The organism is Ideonella livida (assembly GCF_010499455.1).
Classification (GTDB): Bacteria; Pseudomonadota; Gammaproteobacteria; order Burkholderiales; family Burkholderiaceae_C; genus Ideonella; species Ideonella livida.
This window is the reverse complement of the sequence record NZ_JAAGOH010000008.1, coordinates 14,692-39,254: the sequence shown is the minus strand read 5'-3', so window position 1 is coordinate 39,254 and position 24,563 is coordinate 14,692. Positions and strand designations below refer to the sequence as shown.

At 71.5% G+C, this 24,563-nt stretch carries 22 protein-coding genes; 10 read left to right on the top strand and 12 right to left on the bottom strand.

Annotation, left to right across the window (positions count from 1 at the left end; genetic code table 11):
- Positions 1-12 precede the first annotated feature (12 nt).
- Entirely contained in the window at positions 13-1,149 is a 1,137-nt protein-coding gene (locus G3A44_RS08635) for an aminotransferase class V-fold PLP-dependent enzyme (RefSeq protein ID WP_163457112.1), read from the bottom strand.
- 208 nt (positions 1,150-1,357) lie between these two features.
- On the opposite strand from G3A44_RS08635, the gene G3A44_RS08630 reads away from it, so the two are divergent.
- Complete coding sequence (locus G3A44_RS08630) at positions 1,358-2,518, top strand: response regulator (RefSeq protein ID WP_163457111.1); 1,161 nt, start codon at positions 1,358-1,360, stop codon at positions 2,516-2,518.
- A 14-nt stretch (positions 2,519-2,532) separates the two neighbouring features.
- The gene (locus G3A44_RS08625) at positions 2,533-5,619 is read left to right on the top strand and encodes an ATP-binding protein (RefSeq protein WP_163457110.1); all 3,087 of its coding nucleotides are present in this window, start codon (positions 2,533-2,535) and stop codon (positions 5,617-5,619) included.
- Between the two features lie 20 nt (positions 5,620-5,639).
- On the opposite strand, the gene G3A44_RS08620 is transcribed toward G3A44_RS08625, so the two are convergent.
- Positions 5,640-6,143 (bottom strand): MarR family winged helix-turn-helix transcriptional regulator, encoded by a 504-nt coding sequence (locus G3A44_RS08620; RefSeq protein WP_163457109.1) that lies wholly within the window; start codon positions 6,141-6,143, stop codon positions 5,640-5,642.
- Between the two features lie 254 nt (positions 6,144-6,397).
- On the opposite strand from G3A44_RS08620, the gene G3A44_RS08615 reads away from it, so the two are divergent.
- Positions 6,398-7,483, top strand: a complete 1,086-nt coding sequence (locus tag G3A44_RS08615; RefSeq protein ID WP_163457108.1) for an MBL fold metallo-hydrolase — start codon at positions 6,398-6,400, stop codon at positions 7,481-7,483.
- A gap of 95 nt (positions 7,484-7,578) precedes the next feature.
- Complete coding sequence (locus G3A44_RS08610) at positions 7,579-7,905, top strand: hypothetical protein (protein WP_163457107.1); 327 nt, start codon at positions 7,579-7,581, stop codon at positions 7,903-7,905.
- On the opposite strand, the gene G3A44_RS08605 is transcribed toward G3A44_RS08610, so the two are convergent.
- Entirely contained in the window at positions 7,848-8,663 is an 816-nt protein-coding gene (locus G3A44_RS08605; RefSeq protein WP_163457106.1) for a sugar phosphate isomerase/epimerase family protein, read from the bottom strand. The genes G3A44_RS08610 and G3A44_RS08605 overlap by 58 nt on opposite strands.
- Positions 8,664-8,724: 61 nt before the next feature.
- Positions 8,725-10,617: an FAD-dependent oxidoreductase gene (locus tag G3A44_RS08600; RefSeq protein WP_163457105.1), complete on the bottom strand. Its 1,893-nt coding sequence runs from the start codon at positions 10,615-10,617 to the stop codon at positions 8,725-8,727.
- A gap of 110 nt (positions 10,618-10,727) precedes the next feature.
- On the opposite strand from G3A44_RS08600, the gene G3A44_RS08595 reads away from it, so the two are divergent.
- Genes G3A44_RS08595 through G3A44_RS08580 form a run of 4 tightly spaced genes read left to right on the top strand, consistent with a single transcriptional unit; the run spans position 10,728 to position 15,026 of the window.
- Complete coding sequence (locus tag G3A44_RS08595; RefSeq protein ID WP_163457104.1) at positions 10,728-11,534, top strand: shikimate dehydrogenase family protein; 807 nt, start codon at positions 10,728-10,730, stop codon at positions 11,532-11,534.
- A 44-nt stretch (positions 11,535-11,578) separates the two neighbouring features.
- Positions 11,579-12,742: an acyl-CoA dehydrogenase family protein gene (locus G3A44_RS08590; RefSeq protein WP_163457103.1), complete on the top strand. Its 1,164-nt coding sequence runs from the start codon at positions 11,579-11,581 to the stop codon at positions 12,740-12,742.
- A 10-nt stretch (positions 12,743-12,752) separates the two neighbouring features.
- On the top strand, positions 12,753-14,327 hold the full coding sequence (locus G3A44_RS08585; RefSeq protein ID WP_163457102.1) for an acyl CoA:acetate/3-ketoacid CoA transferase: 1,575 nt from the start codon (positions 12,753-12,755) through the stop codon (positions 14,325-14,327).
- A 57-nt stretch (positions 14,328-14,384) separates the two neighbouring features.
- On the top strand, positions 14,385-15,026 hold the full coding sequence (locus tag G3A44_RS08580; protein WP_163457101.1) for an NIPSNAP family protein: 642 nt from the start codon (positions 14,385-14,387) through the stop codon (positions 15,024-15,026).
- 42 nt (positions 15,027-15,068) lie between these two features.
- Here G3A44_RS08580 and G3A44_RS08575 read toward each other — a convergent pair whose 3' ends face one another.
- The 7 genes from G3A44_RS08575 to G3A44_RS08545 all read right to left on the bottom strand — a co-directional run bounded on the left by G3A44_RS08575 (position 15,069) and on the right by G3A44_RS08545 (position 20,299).
- The gene (locus G3A44_RS08575; protein WP_163457100.1) at positions 15,069-15,605 is read right to left on the bottom strand and encodes a c-type cytochrome; all 537 of its coding nucleotides are present in this window, start codon (positions 15,603-15,605) and stop codon (positions 15,069-15,071) included.
- Positions 15,602-16,105: a c-type cytochrome gene (locus tag G3A44_RS08570; protein ID WP_163457099.1), complete on the bottom strand. Its 504-nt coding sequence runs from the start codon at positions 16,103-16,105 to the stop codon at positions 15,602-15,604. The genes G3A44_RS08575 and G3A44_RS08570 overlap by 4 nt, the downstream gene beginning before the upstream one ends.
- A 17-nt stretch (positions 16,106-16,122) precedes the next feature.
- A complete protein-coding gene (locus G3A44_RS08565) occupies positions 16,123-16,671 on the bottom strand; it encodes a methylamine dehydrogenase light chain (RefSeq protein ID WP_163457098.1) in 549 nt (182 codons plus the stop codon).
- Positions 16,668-17,306 (bottom strand): methylamine dehydrogenase accessory protein MauD, encoded by a 639-nt coding sequence (gene mauD, locus G3A44_RS08560; RefSeq protein ID WP_163457097.1) that lies wholly within the window; start codon positions 17,304-17,306, stop codon positions 16,668-16,670. The genes G3A44_RS08565 and mauD overlap by 4 nt, the downstream gene beginning before the upstream one ends.
- A complete protein-coding gene (locus tag G3A44_RS08555) occupies positions 17,303-17,857 on the bottom strand; it encodes a MauE/DoxX family redox-associated membrane protein (RefSeq protein WP_163457096.1) in 555 nt (184 codons plus the stop codon). The genes mauD and G3A44_RS08555 overlap by 4 nt, the downstream gene beginning before the upstream one ends.
- Positions 17,857-19,053, bottom strand: coding sequence for an amine dehydrogenase large subunit (locus tag G3A44_RS08550; RefSeq protein WP_163457095.1), 1,197 nt, complete (start codon positions 19,051-19,053; stop codon positions 17,857-17,859). The genes G3A44_RS08555 and G3A44_RS08550 overlap by 1 nt, the downstream gene beginning before the upstream one ends.
- 187 nt (positions 19,054-19,240) lie before the next feature.
- Positions 19,241-20,299 (bottom strand): helix-turn-helix domain-containing protein, encoded by a 1,059-nt coding sequence (locus G3A44_RS08545; protein ID WP_163457094.1) that lies wholly within the window; start codon positions 20,297-20,299, stop codon positions 19,241-19,243.
- Positions 20,300-20,653: 354 nt separating this feature from the next.
- Between G3A44_RS08545 and G3A44_RS08540 the strand changes: the two genes are divergently transcribed.
- Positions 20,654-21,301 carry a hypothetical protein gene (locus G3A44_RS08540; RefSeq protein WP_163457093.1) on the top strand — a complete coding sequence of 216 codons (648 nt, stop codon included), beginning with the start codon at positions 20,654-20,656 and terminating at the stop codon, positions 21,299-21,301.
- Between the two features lie 20 nt (positions 21,302-21,321).
- Here G3A44_RS08540 and G3A44_RS08535 read toward each other — a convergent pair whose 3' ends face one another.
- A complete protein-coding gene (locus G3A44_RS08535; protein WP_163457092.1) occupies positions 21,322-22,116 on the bottom strand; it encodes an IclR family transcriptional regulator in 795 nt (264 codons plus the stop codon).
- A 303-nt stretch (positions 22,117-22,419) separates the two neighbouring features.
- Between G3A44_RS08535 and G3A44_RS08530 the strand changes: the two genes are divergently transcribed.
- Positions 22,420-24,552 (top strand): 3-hydroxyacyl-CoA dehydrogenase NAD-binding domain-containing protein, encoded by a 2,133-nt coding sequence (locus G3A44_RS08530; RefSeq protein ID WP_163457091.1) that lies wholly within the window; start codon positions 22,420-22,422, stop codon positions 24,550-24,552.
- The last annotated feature ends 11 nt before the right edge of the window (positions 24,553-24,563 follow it).

Below are 24,563 nucleotides of genomic sequence, written 5' to 3'. Positions count from 1 at the left end.
CGGGCCGCGGCTTCAGGCCGGCGGCAGGGCCCTCATGGCCTGGGCGAGCGTGCCCACCGTGCGGTCGATGTCGGCCAGCTTGTCCAGGCCGAACAGCCCCACGCGGAAGGTCTGGAAGTCGGCCGGCTCGTCGCACTGCAGCGGCACGCCGGAGGCGGTCTGCAGCCCCAGGGCGATCATGCCCTTGGCCGAGGAGAGGCCCGGGTGCCGGGTGTGGCTGACCACCACCCCGGGCGCCGCGAAGGCGGGCGCGGCCACGCTGCGCCAGCCCAGTTCGGCCATCAGCGCGCGGACGCGTGATCCCAAGGACCATTGCCGGTCGCGCAGCTGTTCGAAGCCCGCCTCCTGAGTCTGCAGCATCGCGGCCCGGCTGAGCGTCAGCGCATCGGTGGGCATGGTGGCGTGGTAAGTGTGAGCGCCGCTCTCATAGGTCTCCATGACCTGGACCCACTTCTTGAGGTCGGCGGCAAAGCTGGTGCTGGTGGTGGCCTCCAGGCGCTCGCGCGCCCGGGCGCTGAGCATCACGAAGGCACAGCCGGGCGAGCCGCTCCAGCCCTTCTGCGGGGCGCTCACCAGCACGTCCACGGCCAGGGCGGCCATGTCGACCCAGACTGCGCCAGAGGCGATGCAATCCAGCACGAACAGGCCCCCGGCCTCGTGCGTGGCCTGACCGATGGCCTGCAACCAAGCATCGGGCAGGATCATGCCGCTGGAGGTCTCGACGTGGGGGGCGAACACCACCTCAGGGCGATCGCGCAGGATGGTGGCCACGATTTCCTCGAGCGGGGCCGGCGTCCAGGCCGACTGGCTGTCCGCCGGGTCCTGGGGCCGCGCCTTGAGGACCTGCACCTGGTCGCTGATGCGGCCCATCTGCAGTATCTGGCTCCAGCGGAAGCTGAACCAGCCATGGCGCAGCACCAGACAACGGCGGTCCTGGGCAAACTGCCGCGCCACCGCCTCCATGCCAAAGGTGCCGCTGCCCGGCACCACCGCCACGCTGTGTGGCTGGTAGGCTGCGCGCAGAACGTGAGAAATGTCACGCATCACGCCCTGGAAACGCGCTGACATGTGGTTGAGCGCCCGGTCGGTGTACACCACCGAATACTCGAGCAGTCCGTCGGGATCGACGTGGGGAAGCAGTCCAGGCATGGTGTCTCCGTCGGCAAGGTCTTGTGGTCCACACCGCGCACGCTGGCGGGTGGTCGGGACCAGCTTAACAGCGGGTCCGGCCCGATGGATCCGGCCCGGATCAAGTCCGGCGCAAAGGACGGAAAACCTCCTGGCATGAAACCCCTCAACTGCAACGAGCCATGGCCGAAAGAGCCCGCAACGGCGTTGGAGCGCCCAGGGAGTTGCAATGAGTGCAGAGAACCGGACCCGGATCCTGGTGGTCGATGACGACGACTTGGTGAGGATGATGCTGCAGGGCACGCTGGAGGCGCGCCACGATGTGGAGGGCACGCCCGACGGCGAGTCTGCACTGGCCTTGATCGAGTCCCAGCCCTGGGACCTGGTGATCCTGGACGTGGAGATGCCCGGCCTGGACGGCTATGAGACCTGCAGGCGCCTGCGGGCCACCCCGGCAGGCCAAGAGCTGCCGGTCATCTTCCACTCCGCACGCACCCAGATCGAGGAGCGCCTCAAGGGCTACGAGGCCGGAGGCGATGACTTCCTGGTCAAGCCCTTCGAGCCCAGCGAACTGCAGGTGAAGATCGAGAAGGTGCTGGGCCAGCGCCTGCGCCAGAAGGACATGGCCGGCCAGCTCGACGACATGATGAACGCCGTGCTCAGCTCGGCCGACATGGTGGGCGAAGCGGGCGTGGTGCTGGACTTCCAGCGCCAGATGGCGCAGTGCGACGACCTGCGCTCGCTGGCCGTCGCCATCCTCGAGTCGCTGGGGCGCTTCGGGCTCGACGGCTGTGTGCGGCTCAGCGCCACGGGATTGCAGATCTCGCTGAACGCCAAGGGCGAATGCAGCGCGCTGGAGAACTCCATCCTCGATCACCTGCAGGTCATGCGCGAGGGGCCGCGCATCCGCCCGCTGGGGCCGCACACTGGCTTTGGCTACGGCCAGGTGCTGGTTTTCGTGCGCGGACTGCTGATGAACCGGCCCGACACCATGGACCGCCAGGAGTCTGAGCGCATGGGACGTCACATCGACAACGTGGCCCTGCTGGTGGAAGGTGCCATGACGCGGCTGTCCGCGCTGGAGGCCCAGTGGGCCCGCAGCCAGCTGGCCAGTACGCAGGAGCTGGTGCAGCTCACCCGGGACGCGCTGACCGACATCTCCGCGCGCAACCACACCCAGCGGCTGCAGGTGCTGGGCGTCTTCGAGCGGCTCTCCTCCCATGTGGAGAACGCCTTCCTCAGCCTGGGCTTGACGGCAGGGCAGGAGGACCACCTCAGCGAGATCATCGCCGAGCACCGCGGCAAGGTGATGGAGATCCTGGACGCCAGCCAAGTGGTCGAGCGCGAATTGGGCCAGGTGATCCAACGCCTGAGCCCGAACCCGGCCTGACGCGGAAAGCACCCATGAGCGCGTCGGACGCCCCCGCCTCCGCGGCGGCCACTCAAGTCAGTTCCAGTCTGGGGAAGTACCGCCAGGAGCTGGATCAGTCCATCCTGAAAGCCTTCCGGGTGCTGCTGTACCTGTCGCTGGGTGCCGCGCTGCTGCACGGCGTGACCCTGCTGCTGGACCACGGCGAGCACCGGACCGACCTGTCCCTGCGCATGGTGCCCACCGCCGCGGTGTTCCTCACCGCGGGCATCGCCCTGGTCCTGAGCCACTGGCGAGGCACGCGGGACGCCGCCCTGTTCTTCACCATGGCCGTGCTGATCGGCCTGCTGCTGGCGGTCTACCGGCTGGGCAATGGGGTGTCGGGCTCGGGCCTGCACCCCCTGGTGGCCCTGGTGGCCATCGCCGGTCTGGTGATCGGCACGCGGGCCATGCTGCTGGTCACCGGCACGGCGCTGGGCGGGCTGGCCTTGCTGTGGGCCGCTGAGGCCCAGGGCGTCATCAGCGGCCTGACGGCGGACAACACGCCGCCGCCGGGCAGCCAGTTCGTCCTGCGGGGCCTGACCCTGCTGCTGGTGGCCTGGCTGATCCACCGCTACGGCAGCCTGTTCTGGACCACCATCGACCGCATCAACACCGCCCACGAGGCGCTGAGGGTGGCCGCTGACGAGTCCCAGCGACAAGCCATGCACCTCAGCGAGAAAAAGGCCACCCTCTCGGTGCTGCTGGACCGCTCGCCCACCGCCATCCTGATCTTCGAGCCCACCACTGGCAAGCTGCGCTACGCCAACGAGCAGGCCGTGCTGCGCCATGGGGCCACCACCCCGGGCCCGCTGGAGGCCGACGAGCTGCTCTACCCGGGTGGCGAAGCCGACCGCAACCGCCTGACCCTGCTGCTGCGGGAAGTGCACCAGCACGGCACCCGCGTCCTGCCCTGGCGCACCCGTGACGTGAACGGCGAGCCCATCTGGTGGGACATGAAGTTCGACGCCATCCAGCACCAGGGCGAGGCGCAGGTGGCCTGTTTCGGCCACGACATCACCGGACGCATCAAGGCCGAGGAAGCCCTCCAGCACCAAGCACAGGTGCTGGAGGCCACGGTGCAGCAGCGTACCCGGGAGCTGCAGGACGAGCAGCGCCGGCTGCGCGACATCTTCGAGGCCCTGCCCATCACCTTGGGCATCTGCGATGCCCAGGGCCGGCTGGAACGGGTAAACCGGCGCTTCGAGTCGGCGCTGGGCCGGGCCCGCGACGAGCTGGAAGGCCAGACCTGCCAGGACCTGGACACCCCCCTGGCCCCGTCGTGCCTGGAAGTGGAGGTCCAGGACGGCACCGGCATCCGACAGTCGCGGGAGCTGGCGGTGCGCTTGGCCGATGGCCAGGAGGCCGACTTCCTGCTGACCACCGTGGTGGTGGCCGACACCCAGGGGCACCCCCAATCCACCGTGCACCTGGGCACCGACATCAGCGCCCAGAAGCGGCTGCAGCGCGAGCTGGAATCCGCCCGCGACCAGGCGCAGCAGCTGGCCCGCGCCAAGTCTGATTTTCTGGCCAACATGAGCCATGAGATCCGCACCCCGCTGAATTCGGTCATCGGCCTGGCCCGCCGTGGCTCGGGCCGCGAACAGGCCGGCACCCATGCGGCCCAGGACTTCAAGCGCATCGAGCGCGCGGGCGAGCACCTGCTGGGCGTCATCAACGACATCCTGGACTACGCCAAGGTCGAATCCGGTCACATCCAGCTCGACCCGCAGTGCTGCAGCCTGTCGCACCTGGTGCACGGCGCGGTGGACCTGGTGAGCGAGCGTGCGGAGGCCAAGCGCCTGCCGCTGCGGGTCAGCTGCGACCCCAGCCTGCCCGACGCGGTGGTGCTGGACCGTCAGCGCGTGCGCCAAGTGCTGGTCAACCTGCTGGGTAATGCGCTCAAGTTCACCGAGTCCGGCGAGGTCTGCGTGCGGGTGGGCGCCCAGCTCCAGGCCGATGGCGACCAGCTCGTCTTCGAGGTCACCGACACCGGCGTGGGCATCTCCGAGGAGGCCCTGCCACGCATCTTCCAGGCCTTTGAGCAGGCCGATGGCTCCACCTCGCGCCGCTTTGGCGGCACCGGGCTGGGCCTGAGCATCAGCCGCAAGCTGGCCCGTGCCATGGGCGGCGACATCACCGCCCGCAGCCGTCTGGGGCAAGGCTCCACCTTCCGGCTGACGGTGCCGCTGGAGGTGGCGGCTGGCGGACAGGCCGACCCTGGCGCCGCTGTGGCCGCCGCCGCCAGCGTGGACCTGCAGGGCCTGCGGGTGCTGGTGGTGGATGATGTGGACATCAACCGCGAGCTGGTGATGGACGTGCTGCACCGCGCCGGCGCCCTGGCCGAGGAGGCCGACAGCGGCGAGCAGGCCATCCAGACCCTGCGCCAGCGCCCCGGCGGTCACTTCCACGCCATCATCATGGACCTGCAGATGCCGGGCATGGACGGCTTTCAGGCCACCCGACTGGTGCATGGGCTGGAGGCCGACATGCCGGTCATCGCCTTCACCGCCCATGCCCTGCCCGAGGAGCGGGACCGCTGCCTGCAGGCCGGCATGTGCGCCCACATCACCAAACCCATGGAGGCCCAGCAGGTCCTGCACACCCTGGCCCGCCATGCCCGGCGTCCGGCCCACGCCTCGGCACTCGCGCCGGCGCCCGCACTCGCACCGGCGCCCGCCGCGCCCGCGGCTCCGCTGGACCCGGACACCCTGCCGCCCCTGGCCGGCGCAGACCTGCCCGCGGCCCTCTCACGCTGCGGCGGCTCCTTGCAGCTGCTGCGCAAGGTACTGCGCCAGTTCGTCACCGACTGGCCGCGGCAGCGCCTGGCCTTGCAGCAGGCCCGCACGCAGGTGGAACAGCAAGGCACGCCGCCGGACGACCTGGGGCGCATCGCCCACAAGCTCAAGGGCAGCCTGGGCAATCTGGGGCTGAGCGAGGCCGCACAGCGCGCACGTCAGGTGGAGGAGACGCTGGCAGCCGCCGCACCGGCCGCCCCGGCACTGGAGGCGCTGCTCACCACCCTGGAGCCGCAATGCGACACCCTGGCCGCCTGGCTGGGCGTGGAGCGCCCGGCCGCCTGAGCGGCCCACCGGCCGGCGGCTCAGCGCCCCGCGAGCATCGCCGCCTCAGCGCACTGGCGGCGGGCATGCTGGATCAGCTGCTCCAGCGCCTGGGCCAGGCGGTCGCGGTCGTCGGGCGGCAGCACGCTGAAGAGCTGCTCGTTGCCCTGCTCGATCACCGCCATCAGCTTGCGCCAACGGTAGCGGCCGCGGGTGGTGAGCTTGAGCTCCACGCCGCGAGCATCATGCGCAGCCGGCAACTTGCGCAGCAGCCCCTGGTCGGACAGGCTCTGTGCGGCCCGGCTGGCCTGGGCCTTGTCCAGGCTGACCTGCTGGGCCAGCTGGTTGACTGACAGCGGCTGCATGGACCCCACCACCGCCAGGCAGCGGGCCTCGCCCAGCGGCAAGCCCACCTCGGCCTGGCAACGCGCGTCGCTCAGCCGGTCGGTCAACTTGCTCAGCACATGCAGGCGATGGGTCAACAGGTCCACCGGACTGGGCGCACCGGCGGCGGCGACTGGCGCTGGCTTGGGATCTCGGGGCATGGGTGGGTGGGCGCAAAACGCCCGGCAAGGCCGCGGCAGGCCAACAACATGGCGGACCCGACGGGCCCGCACCGCTGCGCTGCAGTGTAGGCAGGCCGCCCAGTCCCCGGAGTGAGTGACTCCCCGGGGTTGCCAGCGCCGCGCCAGGGCCTTTGCGCCTGTGCCGCCGATACAAAACGACAAACAGCGCGACGCACCGCTACGCCCCGCCCGCTGCCAGGCCCTGTCCGGCTGCACACAATCGGCGCATGGTCATGTCCCCCTTCCGACGCCCCGCGTCCACCGCCCCTGCCTCCACCACCTCAGACCCAAGCCCCCGGCCTGCCCGGCGGCTGTGGCGCGCCCTGCCCTGGCTGGCCCTGCCCGGCCTGGCGCTGGCCACCGCGCAGCTCTACGCCAACAGCGATGGCGGCCGCATCGACAAGTCGCTGTGGGAGGTGCTGCACTGGAACGTCTCACGCCCCTCGGACGCCGGCCAACCCGCCCAAGCCCTGCCCCTGGTGCACGAGGCGCGGGGCCGCGCGCCCGCCGCCCCGGGTGAGCTCTCGGTCACTTGGATCGGCCATGCCACCGCCTTGCTACGGGTCGATGGACTGACCGTCCTGACCGACCCCATGTTCTCGGAGCGGGCCGGACCGCTGTCTTGGCTGGGCAGCAAGCGCTACACCCCGGCGGCCTACGGACTGCACGAGCTGCCACGCATCGACCTGGTGCTGCTGTCGCACAACCATTACGACCACCTGGACCTGCCCAGTCTGCGCGCCCTGCAGGCCCAGGCCGGTGGCCCGCCGCGGATCATGGCGCCACCGGGCCTGCAGGCCTGGCTGGAAGCTGAAGGCCTGGGGCCGGTGCAGACCACCGCCTGGTGGCAGTCGACCACGGCCGAAGGCGCCACCGTCACCGCGCTGCCGGCACGCCACTGGAGCGGCCGCGGCCTGACCGACCGCCACCAGAGCCACTGGACGGGCTGGCTGCTGGCCCGGGGCGGCCGCCAGGTCTTCTTTGCCGGAGACACCGGCTACAGCCCGGACTTCCAGGCCATCGGCCAGCGTCACCCCGGCATCGACCTGGCACTGCTGCCGGTGGGCGCCTACCTGCCGCGGGACTTCATGAAGGACCAGCACGTGGACCCCGAGGAGGCGGTGCGCATCCACCGCGAGCTGGGCGCCCGCCACAGCCTGGGCATCCACTGGGGCACCTTCGCCCTGGCCGATGACGGCCCCGAACGCAACCAGGCCGACCTGGCCGCCGCCCTGACCACGCAAAACGTCTCCCCCCAGGACTTCCGCCTGCTGGCGCACGGCGCCACCTGGACCCTGCACCCGCCAGCGCCGCGCTGAGGACAGGCCGGGGCTCAAGAAAGGGTCCCCAGGGCCGATCAGGGCGCCGCGGTGCACGGTGCGCCGCCGACCCAGGCGCCCCCATGCGCCGCGCGATGTCTGTCTGCCGTCTTGCCCGCCTCTTGGCACTGGCCACGCCGGGCCTGCTGGCGCCCGTGGCCCAGCCCGCGCCGCTGCTGGACCCGCTGCGGACCCCCTGGCAGCCCGACCGCATGTCCGGCCTGGTGTATTGCGTGCCGGCCACCGGCGGCCAGCCCTGCCATGTGGGCACCCTGCGCGAGCGCCGCTGGGACACCAGCGGCTCCATCGCGCTGGGCAAGGTGAACCTGCCCTGCGCGGAGGACAGCGACCGGCCCCGCGGGCGTCAGCCACCCAGCAGGCGCAGCGTGGCCGCCTTGGCGGCGGCGGCCCAGGCGGTGTAGCCCATGGCGGGGGCGCGGCGCTCACTGGGCACCTCGATGCTCAGTGGCAGGTCCGCCGGCAGCGCGGCCAGCAGGCCGGGCAGGTCAATGCCGCCCTCGCCGGGCAGCAGGCGCTCGCAGCGGGCGTCAAAAATCAGGCCTTCCACGGTGGTGGGCGGCGGCACCCGGCCATCACACACCTGGGCGTAGTGCAGCCAGGCACGCGGCAGGGCGGCCACCTCGGCCAGCGTGGACGCGCTGCGGGCAAAGTGCAAGGCGTCCACCAGCAGGCCGGCATTGGGCTGGGCCACGGCGGCCACGATGCGCGCCGCCGTGCTCACGTTGGGCACCGCCGTCCAGGGCATGAACTCCAGGTCGGCCGTCAGGCCGTAGGGCGCGGCGGCTTCGCACAGTGTGGCGAAGGCGGCGGTCAGGCGGGCTTCATCGGGGTCATCGCCCGCCACCAGCAGGTGACGGGCGCCCAGGCGCTGGCCCACATCGAACAGGGGCAGAAACGCCGTCACGTCAAACGCCTCCCCCAGGCGCACCACCTCCAGGTCCATCACCTGCACGCCGGTGTCGGCCAGCGCGGCCAGGGTCTCCGCCAGCAAGGCCGGGGCATCCATCAGCGGGTAGTGGCGGCCACCGGGCGCCGTGGGCAGCAGGCGCAGGCCCACGCCGGTGCAGCCGGTGGCGGCCGCCAGGGCCACCATCTGCGGTGGGTTGTAGGGCAGCGCGATGAGCTGGGCCAGGGAGAGGGTGCGGGGGGTGGAGATCATCGACGGGGTATGGGGTGGAGGGCGATGGGGGCGGTGCGGATCGGGTCAGATGGGCTCGCGCTCAAGCCGCCGGCCACACCGGCTTGGGCGTGGCTTCGGGCTCCGGCTCGGCATCGGGCCACGCGGGCGTGGGCAGCGGCTGGCCCGCCGCATGGTGGGCGATGAGGTAGCCAAAAGTCATGGCCGGCCCCAAGGTGATGCCGCCGCTGGGGTAGTGGCCGCGCATCACGCTGGCGGCGTCGTTGCCGGCGGCGTACAGGCCGGGCAGCGGCTGGCCGTCCGGGCGCAGCACCTGGCCATGCTCATTGCCCGCCAAGCCGGCAAAGGTGCCCAGGCTGCCGGGCACGATGCGCACGGCATAAAACGGCGCCTGCACCAGCGGCGCCACACAGGGGTTGGGGCCAGGGTGCTCGGCATCGCCCTGCAGGCGGTCATAGGGCGTGCTGCCGCGGCCAAAGTCGGGGTCTTCCCCTCGCTCGGCGCCGGCGTTGTAGCGCGCCACGGTGGCGGCCAAGGCCAAAGGGTCCAGGCCACAGGCGGCGGCCAGTTCCGCCAGGGTGCGGCCGCGCTTCAAGTAGCCATTGGCCAGCCAGCGGCGGTGCGGAAACGGCCAGGGCCGCACCACGCCCAGGCCCCAGCGGCGGATGAAACGCGCGTCACACAGCAGCCAGGCGTGCGGGGCGGCCGCCCCGGGGTGGCGGGCGAACAGCGCGCGCATGACGCTGTGGTAGTTGCCCGCCTCGTCCACAAAGCGCTGGGCCTGGGCGTCCACGGCGATCAGGCCGGGCTTGCCGCGCTCAGCCAAATGCGGAAAGGCCTGCACGCCGCCGCCTTGGGCGGCCGGCAGCGGCACCAGCGACACGGGGCACCACGCGCCGGCATCGGCCAGCGCGGTGTCCACCGTGGCGCCGGCGGCCTCGGCCAGGCGCAGGCCATCGCCGGTGTTGGTGGCGGGCGCGGCGCTGTGGTGCTCGGCCCCGGTGGGCGCGTGCGCAAACAAGGCCGCCTTGCGTGCCAAGTCGTGCGGGAAACCCCCGGCCGCACACACCACGCCGCAGCGGGCGTGCAGCACGCGCTCGCCCTGCGGCGTGAGCACCCGGGCACCGGTGACGCGGCCGCCCACCTCCCCTGCCTGCCCCGGCGGTTCAGTCAACAAGCCCACCGCCGCATGGCGCGGCAGCAGCGTCACCCCCGCCTGGCGGGCCGAGAGCAGCAGCGCCCCCACCAGCGCATTGCCCGCCATGCGCTGGCGGCCTTGGCCGTGCACCGCGCGGTCCCACCACTGGCGCAGCACCCGCCGGCCCACGTACCACGCCGAATCCAGCGCCCGGTTGGCACGCAAAAAGTGGCGCAAATCGCCGCCAATGCTCAGGCCCAGCCACGCCACCAGCGGCAGCGGCGGGCGCAGCAGCGACCAGTCGGCCCCCAGGCGCGCGGCATCAAAGGGCGCGGCGCACACCGAGCGGCCGCCGGTGCGGGCGCCCTCGGCCCGGCCGTGGAAATCCGGGATGCTGTTGCCATCCACAAAGCGCAGCGCGGTGTGGTTCAGGTGGAACTGCACCATGGCCGGGCCGTGGTGCAAAAAGGCCTCCAGCCGGCGGCGCTGGGCGGGGTGGTTCATCACCGCATCACCCAAGATGGCGCGCAGGTAGCGGCGCGGGCCATCGGCGTCTTCCGTGATGCCTGCGGCCACCGCCAGCGGGTTGCGCGGGATCCACATCCAACCGCCACTCCAAGCGGTGGTGCCGCCCAGCACGGGCGCCTTCTCTATCACCACCACCTTCAAGCCCAGGTGGGCAGCGGTGACAGCGGTGCTGAGCGCCCCGGCGCCCGAGCCAATGACCAGCAGGTCGCAGGACTCAGGGGTGGCGGTGGGTGACACCGTGGGCAAGGGTTTGGACGCTGTGGTGGGCGCTGGGGAAGGCCGTGCGGACGGCGCAGACGGGGTAGGCATCGACGGTGAGGTCCGGAGTGTCGGCAAAATCCGGAACAAGTTTGTTTTGTGGAACTCTATTCCATTTTGAGTCAGAATGCCGGCCATTCCCTCACCGGAGACTTCGTCCCGTGCTCGACAGCTACAGCGGTGCCACCCGCGTGATCTTCATCGTGGGCGACCCCATCGCCCAGGTCAAATCCCCCGCCGGTGTGACCCGCCTGCTGCGTGAACGCGGGGCGGACGCCATCGTCGTGCCGGCCCACGTGCACCCGGCCGATCTGCCCTTGTGGATGGACGCCGTGCGCCGCATGCCCAATGTGGACGGTGTCATCGTCACCGTGCCGCACAAGTTTGACGCCCTGGCCCTGTGCGATGAGGCCACGCCCCGCGCCCGCTCCATTGGCGCGGCCAACGCCATCCGCCGCTCGGCCACGGGCGGCTGGCTGGGTGACATGTGCGACGGTGAAGGTTATGTGGCCGGCCTGCGCGCCGCCGGCTGCGAGCCGCGCGGCAAATGCGCCCTGCTGGTGGGTGCCGGCGGCGCCGGCTCCGCCATCGCCCACGCCCTGCTGGACGCCGGCGTGGCCCGCCTGGCCCTGCAAGAGGCCGACACCACCCGCCGCGAGGCCCTGGCCACCAAGCTGCGCGCCTACGGCCCGCAGGTGGGCCACCCGGTGCCGCCGGAGGTGGGCAGCGCCGACCCCAGCGGCTTTGACCTGGTGATCAACGCCACCCCCATGGGCATGCAGCCCACCGACCCGCTGCCGCTGGACGCCAGCCGCCTGGCGCCCGGCACCTTTGTCGGCTGCGTGGTCACCCAACCCGCCGTGCCGCCGCTGATTGAGGCCGCCCGCGCCCAGGGCCTGTCCACCATGACCGGCGCCGGCATGTTTGCCGCCGTGTGCGACCGGCTGGTGGATTTCTACCTGGCCTGAACCCGCCCCCTTTTTCCCCTCCCCTTCCACAGACCCCCACCGCCATGGATTTCGCCCTTTCCGACGAGCAGAAGATGCTGCTTGACACCGTGCGCCGCTTCATCCGCGAAGAACTGCAGCCCTTGGAAGACGCGGTGGAAGACCGTGGCGAGCTGCCGCGTGACACCGCGCTGGCGGTGCACGAGAAGGCCAAGGCCCTGGGCCTGTACGCGCTGAACATCCCTGAGGCGCTGGGCGGCGGCGGGCTCTCGGCGGTGGACCGCATGCTGTGCGAAGAGCAGTTCGGCCACACCACCGACATCCTGATCCGCCGCGCCTTTGGCAACGTCTATGAGCCGCTGCTGGAATGCCAGGGCGAGCAGATCGCCCGCTGGCTGACGCCCACCGTGCAGGGCCAACGCACCTGCGCCATTGCCATCACCGAACCCGGCGCCGGCTCAGACGCCCAGGGCATCAAAACCCGCGCCACACAACGTGAAGACGGCCGCTGGGTGCTCAACGGCAGCAAGCACTTCATCAGCGACGGCGAGTGGAGCGACTTCTTCCTCGTGTCGGCCAAGACGGGGGAGAGAGAAATCAGCATGTTCATGGTGGACAAGGGCCTGCCCGGTTTCACCGTGGGCAAAGACCAAAAGATGATGGGCCTGCGCGGCACGCCCCATGTGGAGCTGTTTTTTGACCACGTGGTGCTGGAGCCCCTGACCCTGCTGGGCCAGCGCGGCCAGGGCTTCAAGCTGGCCATGGGTGCGCTGAACGTGGTGCGCCTGGCCCAGGTGGGCGCCCGCGCCGTGGGCAAGGCCAGCCATGTGCTGGAAAAGATGAGCGCCTACGTGCAAGACCGCCAGCAGTTCGGCCAGCGCATTGGTGACTTTCAGATGGTCCAGCAGATGCTGGCCGACAGCGTGATCGAGGTGAACGCCGCCCGCTGGATGGTGCTGCACGCCGCCTGGATGATCGACGCCGGCTTGGACGCCCGCACCCACATCGCCATGGTCAAGGTGCATGCCGCCGAAACCCTGGGCCGCGTGGTGGACCGCGCGGTGCAGGTGTTTGGCGGCATGGGCTTCTGCAAGGAACTGCCCATTGAGCGCTACTACCGCGACGCCCGCATCTACCGCATCTTTGACGGCACCTCCGAGATACACCGTGGCGTGATTGCCAAGACGGTGATGAAACAAGGCGCCGCGCTCCACGACCTCCACCGATAAGGCCGGCGCCATGAAGAACAAATTCATCTCCGCCGATGAGGCCGCGGCCCTGATCCGCGATGGCGACACCGTGGCCCTGATGGGTGGCGGTGGTGGCCTGATGGAGGCCACCACGCTGTTTCAAGCGGTGGAGCGCCGCTTTCTGGCCACGCAAGCGCCCCGGGCGCTGACGGTGGTGCACGCCCTGGGCATTGGTGACAAGGGCTCACGCGGCATGAACTGCTTTGCCCACGAGGGCCTGGTGCGCAAGGTGGTGGGCGGCCATTGGGTGTGGAGCCCACGCATGCAGCAGCTGGCGCGCGAGAACAAGATCGAGGCCTACATCCTGCCCGGCGGTGTGTCCTCGCAACTGTTCCGTGAGATTGGCGCCGGGCGGCCGGGCCTGTTCACCCATGTGGGCCTGGGCACCGTGTGCGACCCGCGCCAAGGCGGCGGCCGCATGAACGAGGCGGCCCAAGACGACTTGGCCGAGGTGGTGCAGGTGGAGGGCCGCGAGTACCTGCGCTACAAGCCCTACCCGGTGGACGTGGCGCTGGTGCGCGCCTCGGCCGCCGATGAAGACGGCAACATCAGCTTGGAGCACGAGGCCGCCAACCTGGACGCCGCACACATCGCGCTGGCCGCCCGCACCAGCGGCGGCACCGTCATCGTGCAGGTCAAAGAAAAGCTGCCACGCGGCGCGCTCAAGGCGCGTGAGGTGCGCATCCCCGCCGCCTGGGTGGACGCCGTGGTGGTGGACCCTGAGCAGCGCACCAGCTATGACATCCCCTTTGACCCCAGCCTCTCCGGCGAGCTGACGGGCGCCGAGCGCGCCGCCGAGGCGCTGCCCGAGCTGGGCGAGTTTGACGAGCGCCAAGCGGTGGCACGCCGTGCCGCCTGCGAGCTGTTTGAAGGCGCAGTGGTGAACTACGGCGTGGGCATCCCCGACGCCGTGGCCAAGCTGGTGGTGCGCCGCGGCGAGCTGCACCGCATCTACCAAACCATTGAGCACGGCACCTACGGCGGCAGCCTGCTGGATGGCGTGCTCTTTGGCTACGCCCGCAACGCCAGCGCCATGCTGGACGCGCCCACGCAGTTCGACTTTTACGGCGGCGGCGGCCTGGACCTGGCCTTCTTGGGGTTTGGCGAGCTGGACGCCGCCGGCAACGTGAACGTGTCGCGCCTGGGTGGGCTCACGGTGGGCCCCGGCGGCTTCATCGACATCGCCCAAAACGCCCGCACCGTGGTGTTCTGCGGCACCTTCGCGGCCAAGGGCGTGCAGCTGGCCACCGGCGACGGGCAGATGCGCGTGCTGCGCCAAGGCGCCGTGAACAAGCTGGTGCAGCAGGTGGACCAAGTCACCTTCAGCGGCCCGCAAAGCCTGGAGCGCGGCCAAACCGCGCTCTACCTGACCGAACGCGGCAGCTTCCGCCTGACCCGCGAAGGGCTGGAGCTGTTTGAAATCGCCCCGGGCATTGACCTGCAGCGCGACATCCTGGACCAGATGGACTTTGCCCCCCGCATCGCGCCTGACCTGCGCGTGCTGCCCGCCTCGCACTACCGGCGTGAGGACGACGGGCTGGGCGCGCTGACGAACCGTCGTTGAACGCGCCGTTGAAAGCGCCGTTGAGCCCATTCCTCCTTTGCCCCCCCCGGAGCCCGCATGGCCACCCCCGTCCAGTCCACCGACCCCACCGTCTACGAACTCACCACGCTGGAGATCGCCGTCTTCAGCAACGCCAAGGTCTATGCCGCCTTGCAAGACCACCTGCCCGCCGCCGGCGGCACCCTGGTGGGCGCCTGGGCCTCTGACTTTGGCGACCTGAGCCAGGTGCAGATCCTGCGCGAGTTTGCCGATGCCAACGCCCTGGCCGCCGCGCGTGAGCACCTGCTGCTGGCCACCAACCCGCTGGGCTGCGCCGAGTGGCTGGTGAGCCTGAAGTCCGGCGCCTACAAACGCTTCCCCTTCCTCCCCAAGCCGGCCCCGGCCGAGCTGGGCAAGTGGTACGAGCTGCGCACCTACGGCCTGAAAACCGGCCTGCTCGCGCAAACCATTGCTGCCTGGGAAGAGGCCATTCCGGCCCGCGAAGCGCTCTCCCCCTTTGTGGGCGCCTTCACCGCGCTGGACGGCGGCGAGCAACCGCGCTTTCTCAACATCTGGGCCTACGCCAGCCTGGACGAACGCGCCCGCATCCGCGGCGAGGCCGTGCAAACAGGCATCTGGCCCCCCAAGGGCGGCCCGGCCTCACTGGCCAAGATGCACTCGCAGCTGTGCGTGCCGCTGCCGTTTTCGCCGTTGAGGTGAGTGGGACCGGGCGGCGCGCCGCGGTGCCCGCCGCCCCACGGCTCAGCGCGCCACCTCCACCGCCCACTGCGCCACCAGGGCGGCGCGGGCAGCCGGCACGTCCAGCGGCCGGGTTTGGCGCAGGCGGGAGATTTCGGCGGCGGTGTAGGCCGCGGTGTCCGGCGGCAACGTGCTGACGGACACCTGGGGCAGCAGCCAGTTCATGAGCTGGGCCACTTCGGCATCGGTCAGCGCGGCATTCATCACGCCGGGCACCTGCACGATGAACTCGCGCCCGCCAGGCACGGCCAGAAAGCGCCCCAGCGCGCCTTGCATGCTGGGAATGCCCTTGTCAGGCGCGCCGCTGCCGTCGGCCAGGTGGCAGCCCATGCAGTGCTGCATGTAGTGCAGGCGGGACTGCGCCACCTGACGGGGGGTGAGCGCCAGGGCGGGGGCCACCGCCTGTGCCCCGGCCGGTGCCGGGGGCGGCACGCTGGGCGGCACCTCGGGGGCCGCCAGGGCCCCAGCCACGCCGGTGGCGCCGGCCACGGCGGCACACAGCGCCAGCAGCAACGGGCGCAGGTGGCGGGGCGGCCTCATGGCATCACCTTGGCGCGCAGCTCGCGCAGGGCCTTGTGGGTGGGTGCGGGCCGTTCTGCCCGCGCAGTGGCCACCTCGGTGGCGGTGAACGGCGCCCCCTCCAGCCCATTGAGCCGCGCCAGGTGGGCGCCCACGGCGGCCAGGTCTTCGTCATGGAAGTTGCTTTGTGCGGGCATGGCCCCCATGAAGGTTTGGCCTTGCGAGACGATGCGCCCGCTCAGGCCGTGCAGCAGCACGCGCAGCACGTAGCCTCGGCCTTCCGCACTGGCCAAGGCCGGCGCCAGGGGCCCGGCCAACGCCGGGGCCAGGCCGGCGGTGCCCTGCCCCTGGGCGCCGTGGCAGGCCAAGCAGACGCCGCCAAACACCTCGGCTCCCCGCGCCAACGCTTGGGGGGAGGCCGGCACCAGGGCGGGCTGGGCGGCGGCGGGCACCCCCCCGCCGGCGCACAGGGCGGCCAGGCCCAGCCCAGCCGAGAGACCGCGCCAGCGGCGCGGACCCAAGCGTGACCGGGCGCCCATCAGTCGGCCACCCCGACGATGACGGACACGGTGCAGTGGTACACCGAGCTGTCGTTGGCCATGCACCAGTTCACGTCGTTGTGCACACCCAGGCGGTAGCCCGGCCGGTCGCCGTGGTTGGTGTTGCAGAAGCAGGAGCCGCAGGGTGTGCGGCCGCAGCAGTCGGTGTAGCTGACCAGGTAGTTCTTGCCGTCGGCCGGGTTCAGGCAGGTGCCCACCCAGGCCACCTTGGACGCCGTGCTGCCCGGCGGGCAGCTGGTGGCCGAGCCGCCGCAGCAGGAACACAGAAAACCGTCCACCGAGCAGTAGCGCCAGTAGTCGCAGTCGGTGTCGGTGGGGGCGCCCTTCTTCTTGGCGGCCGCGCCGTGGCCGCCCCCGGCGGCCAGCGCCTGGCCGGTGCGGTCAAACGGCAGCACTGGCAGCGTGAAGGCCGAGGCCACCAGGGTCTTGCCCACGCCCACCAGCAGGCTGCGGCGCGAGGTGGTTTGGGCCAGGCGGCGGGCACGGCGCTCAGCGGCGCGGTCCAGCCAGTTCCAGAGCGCGTTCATGCGGCCTCCTTGTGAGCGAATGCGTGGTCATGCCCGGCGTGGGCGGCGATCTTGCGGTCCATGTACTCCTGCACCGAGGTCAGGCCCATGTCGCGGGCGGCAAAGAGGCTGTCGATCTGCTCGCGGCTGTTCACCAGGCCCTTGCCACGCACAATGCCGCGCTCGTCGATGAGCACCGCATAGGGCAGCTTGCTGATGCGCCAGGTCATGCCCAGCTCGGCCGACAGCACGTAGGGGAAGGCGCCCAGGCCGGCACGCTGGCGGAACTCGGCGTGCTCGGGCGTCTCGCCGTCGGAGGCGAACACCAGGTTGAGCGTCTGGCGCTCGGCCGCATGGATCGACTGCAGCACCGGCAGCAGCTTCTTGCACACCGGGCAGGTGGGCGAGAGGAAGAACAGCAGCGTGCTGCGGGCGGCCGGGCCACCCACGGTGACGTGACCGCCGCCCAGGCTGGGCAGGTCGAACACGGGGGCGGCTTCGCCCACCTTGGGGCCGGTGTCCATCATCAGCGCGCCCATGGGGGCCACGCGCTCATACAGGATGCCGATTTGGCGGGACAGGGCGATCACCGCCACCAGCAGGGCCAGCACGGCCCCCCAGAGCACGATGTTGGAGACGACGAGGGCATCGGTCATGGGGCGTTCCTCAGTTCAAGAAGCTTGGGTTGATGGGCCAGCCACAGGTTGGCGGCGTGGTACAGGCCCAGGGCAAACAGGGTGGTGAGCAGGGCGGCCACGGCATCCAGCCACACGGTGGGCCGGTCGCCGGCGGGCAGCGCGGCCAGGGCGGTGACGGCCATGAGCACCACGTTGCGGGCCAGCAGGCCGCGCGAGAGCGGCACCTCGGTGCTGCCGCCGCAGCCGCAGTCCATGCGGCCGGCGCCACGGGCCAGGCGCAGGGCCACGGCCGCGGTCACCAGGGCCAGCAGGGCCAGGGCCAGCACGGCGCCCAACGCCCGGGTGGACAGCGGCAGCAGCAGGGCGCCGGCGGCGGCCTCCAGCAGCGGCAGCGCCAGCGCGGCGGGGGCCAGGGCGGCATCGGGCAGCAGGCGGTAGTTGTCGAGCGCGGCGCGGAACAGCGCCACATCCTTCAACTTGGCCCACGCCCCGGTCAGCAGCACCGCGCCCACGCTGGCGGCGGCGGCGTGGCCGAGCACGGGGTCGAGGGTGATGAGCTCGGCGGCCATCAGTGCGTCTCCAGGTACACGGGCGTCTCGCCCATGGGCTCGGAGTGGCGCAGCGGCTTGCCCATGGTGGCGGGCTTGGCGGGGTCCAGCACGCGCAGCGTGTTGTCCAGCGCGCTCAGCAGCACCAGCTTGGGCTGGGCCTCACGCGTTTGGGTCATGGACAAGGTGCCAAAGCCCGGCGTGCGGGCCACGCGGGTGCGGGTGGTCAGGTCCACCGTCCAGAGCTGCTCGGCGGGGTTTTTGTGCGTGCCCTCCGCGCCCTGCGGGTGCATGCCCACGATGAGCTGGCCGCCCACCACCTCAAAGAGCTGGAAGCCGCTGGGGCGCCAGCCTTGCTTGCGGTCGGCCTCGCGGATGAAGTTCCAGGGCGTGGCAAAACGTGGGGCATCGCCCTCCAGGGTGATCTGCTGCACCGCGCCGTAGAAGCCCACCATCGTCATGGTGCTGCCCTGCAGGCTGTAGTGCATGAACAGCGGCTCCTTGTCGGGGTCAAAGAAGCGGGCACTGCGCTGGCTGCCGGCCGGGGTGCCGGTGGCGCTCAGGTCAAAGGTTTGCAGCGTGCCGTCACCGCAGACGGTGGAAAAGCGCGTGCTGGCTTGGGGCCAGGGGATGGCGCCCCAGCAGCCGGGGTTGGCGATCTCGGCCGTCACCTTGCGCGCCTGGGTGTCCACCACCGTCACCGAGGTGGCCGGCGTGGCGTTCTGGATGAGCAGGAAGCGGCCATCGGCGCTGGTCTGCATCAGCGCCTTGATGGGCAGACCCTGCGCATGCTTGGGCGGAATCTCGATCTCGTGCGAGAAGGTCAGGTCGTCGGTGCGGTAGACCTCCACCACGTCGGTGCGGGTGCCGCGCTGCAGGCGGCTGTGGTAGGTGGTGGCCACATACAGCCACTGCCGGTCGGGCGACAGGGTGGTGAGCGCCGAAAAGCCCGAGCCGATGACGGCCAGGCGCTTCATCTTCTGGCCATCGATCACGATCACCCGGCCGTCGACCAGGTGCGGCATGACCGGATCGGTCAGGTAGATCCGCTCAGGCGTGGCCGGGGCCAGCGGCTCGATGCGGGTCTGCTCGACGGGCAGCTCCGCCTGGGCAAGGCCCAGGCCGGCGGCCAGCAGCAGACCCAAGGCCTGCGGCAGGCGCGCCAGGCGGCGGGGCGGCGCCGCAGGCGTACGGTGTGAACTTGGGGAGGTGGGCATGTGGGAATCTCCGGGGAGCGGACCGTGGTGGCCCGTGCCGGAAATTCTCAAAAACAGCCGCCTGCCGCGCTGTCCGCATCCCGCAAAGCGTTATCCGGATTTGGCAAGACCGCGCCCCAGCCGGGTGCCCGTGCGCACGGCCCGGTGCACCGGGGCCCGGCCCGGTGCGTCCGCGGCCCCGCCGGGCTCAGCCGATCCGTTCGCGGGCCGGACGGCCCAGGGTGTCGGAGGGCCGCTCACCGAACTGCTGGCGGTACTCCACCGCAAAGCGCCCCAGATGCCAGAAGCCGTGGCGGGTGGCCACGGCGTAGATGCTCTGCGGCGCCTCCTGCCCGGCGGCCATGCGCCGCAGGGTGCGGCGCGCCTCGCCCAGGCGCACCACACGCAGCCAGGCCAGCGGGGACAGGCCCAGCACGGTCTGGAAGGCATAGGCCAGGTTGCGCACGCTGGTGCCCAGCGCCTGGCACAGGGCCACCTGGGAGATGCTCTCCTGCTGCTCCACCTGCGCCAGCATGCGCGCGCAGGCCCGCTCCACCAGGGCGGCGCGGCGCTGCGCCCGCAGCGGGTCGCCCACCGTGGGCGCACGGTGCACCGCGGCCACGCAGGCGTCCACCAGGTCGTCGCGCCACTGCGCCACCGCCAGGGCGTCAGCCCACTGGGCGGCCCGGCCAACCGCCCCCCCCGGGACGTCGGCCCGGTGGCTGAGGCGGCGCGCCAACACCAGGCTGTCGAGCACCAGGCGGTGCAGGCGCCGCACGGCCGCGGCCTGCCCGCTCAAGGGCTGTGAGAGCCGGGGCAGGGCCAGTCCCTGGGACGGCAGCAGGTCGGGCTCCAACACCACCCCGGCCAGCTGGCAACCATCGGGGGTGCGCAGGTCCAGCTCGGCGTCATGCCAGGCCAGCACCTCGCCATGGCCGAAAGCCTGGCCGTTGCAGCTGCCCTCGCCCTGGCCACGGCGCATGAAGGCCGCCCCCAGCCGGCCCTGGCCCAGGCTGCCGCGCTGGCGCACCGCCTGGCGGGTGTGCTCGGCAAACACCTGCAGGCCGGGCAGCCGCAGCTCGAAAAAGCCAGCCTGGAAACGCCCGGCGCCCAGTTGGTCGTAGCGCAGGTCCCAGGACCCGATGGCCTGGGCATGCTCGTCCACATCCTGGGCCTGCAGGCGACGGCAATGGGCCTGGCGGGGCGACCAGGGCGGCAGCGGCGCGGCCGCCACGGCGGCGCCGGCAAGGCAAGAGGTGGACGACATGGGGACCGGGTGGGTAAGGGCCACTCGTCGGTGGCCTGGGCCGGCGGCGTGCAAGATCCATTCCCCGGCGGCGGGCTCCGGGGGCCGGCGCCAGTCTTGCAGAGCCCCCGGCCGGCCGCCACCGGGCTCACCCCTGCACCCGGGTTGTCCGGGGGGCGAATCTTTGCGATGCGCCCTGGCTGCGCCTGTGGCACGCAGTACCCAGCCCGGGTACCAGGCGGTGTTTCATGCGGCTGGTGCGGGCGTCATGAGCCGTGGGCGGCCGCCCTGCGGCGTATACAGGCAAGAAGGTCGGCGAGCCCCACGCTGTGCCCTGACCACGCCCTGTCCACGCCCTGCCCCTATCCTCACGCCATGCCCTTGCCCCATCTCCTGTCGCGCCACACCGTGGCCGCCCCGGCCCTGTGGCTGGCCCTGTCGCTGGCGCTGGCCGCGTCTCCTGGCGCTGCCGCGCCGGGTGCGCCCGGCCCTTCAGCGCCGCCGGCGGCGACCGACACCATCGAAGACACGCCGGCCTCGGCCGCGGCCGACCTGCGCCGCATCACCCTCACGCGGCGCGACCTGCCCCGCGACGCGCCGCGGTTTGAAGACCATCCGGCCGAGCGCTGGCAGGGCCGCCGGGCCGTGCCCGATGTGGACAGCCACCCGCGCTCGCGGGAGTTCCGCACCCGCCTGCGCGAAGGCGCCCGCCGCGGCCAGGTCTTTGCCGGCCACTACACCCTGGTCAGCTGGGGCTGCGGCACCGCCTGCCTGGAGATGGCCATCGTCGACCTGAAGACCGGCGCGGTGCACCACCCGCCGGCCCTGCTGGGCATTGACCGCAACTACCTGGGCGACGTGCCCACGGACAACGCGGATGTGCCCTGGCGCACCCGCCCGGACAGCCGGCTGATCGTGGTCTACGGCGGCCTCAACTTCGAAGCGGGCCACCGCGGCATCCACTGGTTTGTCTGGGAGGACGATCGCCTGCGGCGCCTGCGCTTCGTGCCCAAGCCGTACTGAGGGGGCCGAGCGCCCGGGACTCAGCCCACGCGGTTGTAGGCCCGGTCAAACAGCGGCGAGGCGGCGCTGACGTGGGCAATGTCGGCTGCAGCGGCCAGCAGCTCAGGCACCAGGGCGCGCAGGCGCTCCTCGCTCAGGCGCACCGTCGGGCCCGAGATGGCCAGCACCCCCACCGCGCCACGGCCGGCCGGCCGGATGGGGGTGGACAGGGCGGAGAGCCCGGGGGCATAGGTCTCCAGCGTCAGCGCCCAGCCCTGGCGCCTGGCCTGGGCCACGGCCTTCATCACCGCCGCGATGGTGGCTGGCGCCTTGGGACCATATTCCGGCGGCTTGCCCAAGCCCTGCCGGGTGAGCAGGGCGATGGCGTCGTCCTCTTCCAGCGTGGCCAGCCAGGCGTGGCCCGAGGAGGTGCAGGACAGCTTGACGTCCAGGCCCATGTCCGGGTCGTAGCGCAGGCCGGCACGCGCGCCCTGGCTCAGGGCCACCCAGGTGATGTGGTCCACGTCGACCACGCCCAGACGCACCAGCTCGCCGGCGGTCTCCGCCAGCCGGTCCAGGATGGGCTGGCACAGGTCCACCACCCCGGAGTGCTTGAGGTAGTTCAGCCCCAGCGACACCAACTTGGTGGTGAGCACATAGTCGCCCCGCTCCCGGGTCTGGCGAACATAGCCCAGGGCCGCCAGGTCGGCCAGCAAGCGGTGCGTGGCACTGCGCGGTATGTCCAGCTCGTCAGACAGGGTGGCCAGCGGCACGCCGCGCACGTCTTCGGCCAGCCGCTCCAGCAGGGCCAGGGTTCTCTCCATCACGCCCGACATGGGACATCTCCTGTGTGGTCTCGTCGCACGGCCCGGCCGCCGGTCCGGCCGCCGGTCCGTGCCTGCCAAGCATACCGTTGGCGGCGACAACTTCCAGGTTGGACGGCCATTCCGAAACGGAAGGCCTGCGCTCGGGATGACCGCATGTCAGGTGGATTGACGATCCAATTAAAGTCAAGATAATTGACATTATGGGAACGACCATGCCGTGTCCCGGTGCTGTGCGGCGCGGGCCTGTGAGGGCTGGCGCGGCGCGTCCCGATCGGCGGCCACAGCCGCCCCGACTCCCGACTCCTGCTTGCCATGCCTCAAACCCTTGTCCTGCTTGACGCGCCCAATGCCCAGGGCGTGGCCGTGCTGCGCCTGAACAGCCCCCCCTTGAACACCCTGGGCCTGCCGCTGCGCGTGGCCCTGGCCGACGCGCTGGACGCCGCCGCGGCCGACCCCGCCATCCGCGCCCTGGTGCTGACCGGCGCCCACGCCAAGGCCTTCTGCGGCGGCGGCGAAATTGGTGAATTCGGCCAGCCCGCCATGACCTGGGCGCCCACGCCGCCCGACCTCTGCAACCGCCTGGAACACTTCGCCAAACCCGTGGTGGCCGCGCTGCAAGGCCTGGCCCTGGGCGGCGGGCTGGAGCTGGCCCTGGCCTGCCACGGCCGCGTGGCCGAGGGCGCCTGCACCGTGGGCCTGCCCGAGATCCACCTGGGCCTGCTGCCCGGCGCCGGCGGCACCCAGCGCCTGCCGCGCCTGGTGGCGGCAGATCTGGCGCTCAACCTCATCCTGCAAGGCAAGACCCAGCCCGCCCGGGCCCTGGCAGAAAGCGGCCTGTTCAACACCGTGACCGAGGGCGACCCCCTGCCCGCCGCCACCACTCTGGCGGCCCAGCTGGCCGACGCGCTGGCCGCCGGCCAGCCCCTGCCCCGCACCGGCGCCCGCCGCCCGGCCCTGGCGAATGCCGCCGGCTTCTTTGCCGCCGCACGCGGCGCTGCGCAAGGCCGCCCCGCCAACGCCGCTGCCCTGAAGGTGATCGACCTGGTGGAAGCCGCCGTCACCCAACCTCTGGCCAAGGGCCTGGCGCAAGAAGCCGAGGCCTTTGTGCAGCTGGTGCATGGCGAAGCCTCCGCCGGCCTGCGCCACGCCTTCTTTGCCGAAAAGGCCGTGGCCAAGCTGCCCGGCCTGGACCCGGCCACCCCCACCCGCCCCGTGGAACGCACCGCCGTGGTGGGCGCCGGCACCATGGGCTGCGGCATTGCCATCTGCCTGCTGCAGGCCGGCCTGAGCGTGACCGTGCTGGAGCAAACCCCCGAGGCGCTGGCGCGTGGCCTGGCCAACATCCGCGCCCACTTTGACGGCGCCGTGGCCAAGGGCCGCCTCAAGCCCGAGCAGGCCGCTGCCCACCTCGCCCGTCTGCACGGCACCACCGCCGATGCCGACCTGGCCGACGCCGACCTCCTCATTGAAGCCGTGTTCGAGGACTGGGCCGTCAAAGAGGCCGTCTTCCGCCGCCTGGACGCCGTGGCCAAGCCCGGCGCCCTGCTGGCCAGCAACACCTCCACGCTGGACCTGAACCGCGTGGCCGCCTTCACCCAGCGCCCGCAAGACGTGCTGGGCCTGCACTTCTTCAGCCCGGCGCAGCTGATGCCGCTGCTGGAAATCATCGAATGCCAGCACACCGCGCCCGACGCCCTGGCCACCGCCCTGGCCCTGGCCAAGCGCATCGGCAAGGTGGGCGTGGTCTCGCGGGTGTGCGACGGCTTCATCGGCAACCGCATGCTGGAGCCCTACCTGCGCCAAGCCGGCTTCTTGCTGGACGAAGGCGCCACCCCCGCCCAGGTGGACGGCGCCATGGAGCGCTGGGGCATGGCCATGGGCCCCTTCCGCATGAGCGACTTGGCCGGGCACGACGTGGGCGCCTTCATCCGCCGCCGCCGCCAAGCCGAGCACCCGGATCTCACCTTCTCGCGCACCGCCGACCTGGTGTTTGAAGCCGGCCGCCTGGGCCAGAAGAACGGCAAGGGCTGGTACGACCATGTGCCCGGCGAGAAGCGCCCACGCCCCAGCGCCGAGGTGCAGCAACTCATCGAGGCCGAATCCACCCGCCTGGGCCTGACGCGCCGCGCCATCGCTGACGACGAGATCGTCGAGCGCCTGCTGCTGGCCCTGGTCAACGAAGGCGCCAAGCTGCTGGCCGAAGGCATCGCCCGCCGGGGCGCCGACATCGACGTGGTCTACCTGCACGGCTACGGCTTTGCCCGCTGGCGCGGTGGGCCCATGTGGCAAGCCGAACGCCTGGGCCTGCCCGGCGTGCTGCAAGCCATGCGCCGCCATGCCCGCGGCCCGGCCTACCAAAACGCCACCGCCTTCTGGACGCCTGCGCCCCTGCTGGTGCAACTGGCCGAATCCGGCGCCCCGCTCACCGCCTACACGCCTTCTTGAACCGGCCGCCC

Coding starts and splice junctions, on each gene's coding strand:
- G3A44_RS08635 (WP_163457112.1), bottom strand. CDS start 1,149: ATGCCTGGACTGCTTCCCCACGTCGATCCCGACGGACTGCTCGAGTAT.
- G3A44_RS08630 (WP_163457111.1), top strand. CDS start 1,358: ATGAGTGCAGAGAACCGGACCCGGATCCTGGTGGTCGATGACGACGAC.
- G3A44_RS08625 (WP_163457110.1), top strand. CDS start 2,533: ATGAGCGCGTCGGACGCCCCCGCCTCCGCGGCGGCCACTCAAGTCAGT.
- G3A44_RS08620 (WP_163457109.1), bottom strand. CDS start 6,143: ATGCCCCGAGATCCCAAGCCAGCGCCAGTCGCCGCCGCCGGTGCGCCC.
- G3A44_RS08615 (WP_163457108.1), top strand. CDS start 6,398: ATGTCCCCCTTCCGACGCCCCGCGTCCACCGCCCCTGCCTCCACCACC.
- G3A44_RS08610 (WP_163457107.1), top strand. CDS start 7,579: ATGTCTGTCTGCCGTCTTGCCCGCCTCTTGGCACTGGCCACGCCGGGC.
- G3A44_RS08605 (WP_163457106.1), bottom strand. CDS start 8,663: ATGATCTCCACCCCCCGCACCCTCTCCCTGGCCCAGCTCATCGCGCTG.
- G3A44_RS08600 (WP_163457105.1), bottom strand. CDS start 10,617: ATGCCTACCCCGTCTGCGCCGTCCGCACGGCCTTCCCCAGCGCCCACC.
- G3A44_RS08590 (WP_163457103.1), top strand. CDS start 11,579: ATGGATTTCGCCCTTTCCGACGAGCAGAAGATGCTGCTTGACACCGTG.
- G3A44_RS08585 (WP_163457102.1), top strand. CDS start 12,753: ATGAAGAACAAATTCATCTCCGCCGATGAGGCCGCGGCCCTGATCCGC.
- G3A44_RS08580 (WP_163457101.1), top strand. CDS start 14,385: ATGGCCACCCCCGTCCAGTCCACCGACCCCACCGTCTACGAACTCACC.
- G3A44_RS08575 (WP_163457100.1), bottom strand. CDS start 15,605: ATGAGGCCGCCCCGCCACCTGCGCCCGTTGCTGCTGGCGCTGTGTGCC.
- G3A44_RS08565 (WP_163457098.1), bottom strand. CDS start 16,671: ATGAACGCGCTCTGGAACTGGCTGGACCGCGCCGCTGAGCGCCGTGCC.
- mauD (WP_163457097.1), bottom strand. CDS start 17,306: ATGACCGATGCCCTCGTCGTCTCCAACATCGTGCTCTGGGGGGCCGTG.
- G3A44_RS08555 (WP_163457096.1), bottom strand. CDS start 17,857: ATGGCCGCCGAGCTCATCACCCTCGACCCCGTGCTCGGCCACGCCGCC.
- G3A44_RS08550 (WP_163457095.1), bottom strand. CDS start 19,053: ATGCCCACCTCCCCAAGTTCACACCGTACGCCTGCGGCGCCGCCCCGC.
- G3A44_RS08545 (WP_163457094.1), bottom strand. CDS start 20,299: ATGTCGTCCACCTCTTGCCTTGCCGGCGCCGCCGTGGCGGCCGCGCCG.
- G3A44_RS08540 (WP_163457093.1), top strand. CDS start 20,654: ATGCCCTTGCCCCATCTCCTGTCGCGCCACACCGTGGCCGCCCCGGCC.
- G3A44_RS08535 (WP_163457092.1), bottom strand. CDS start 22,116: ATGTCGGGCGTGATGGAGAGAACCCTGGCCCTGCTGGAGCGGCTGGCC.
- G3A44_RS08530 (WP_163457091.1), top strand. CDS start 22,420: ATGCCTCAAACCCTTGTCCTGCTTGACGCGCCCAATGCCCAGGGCGTG.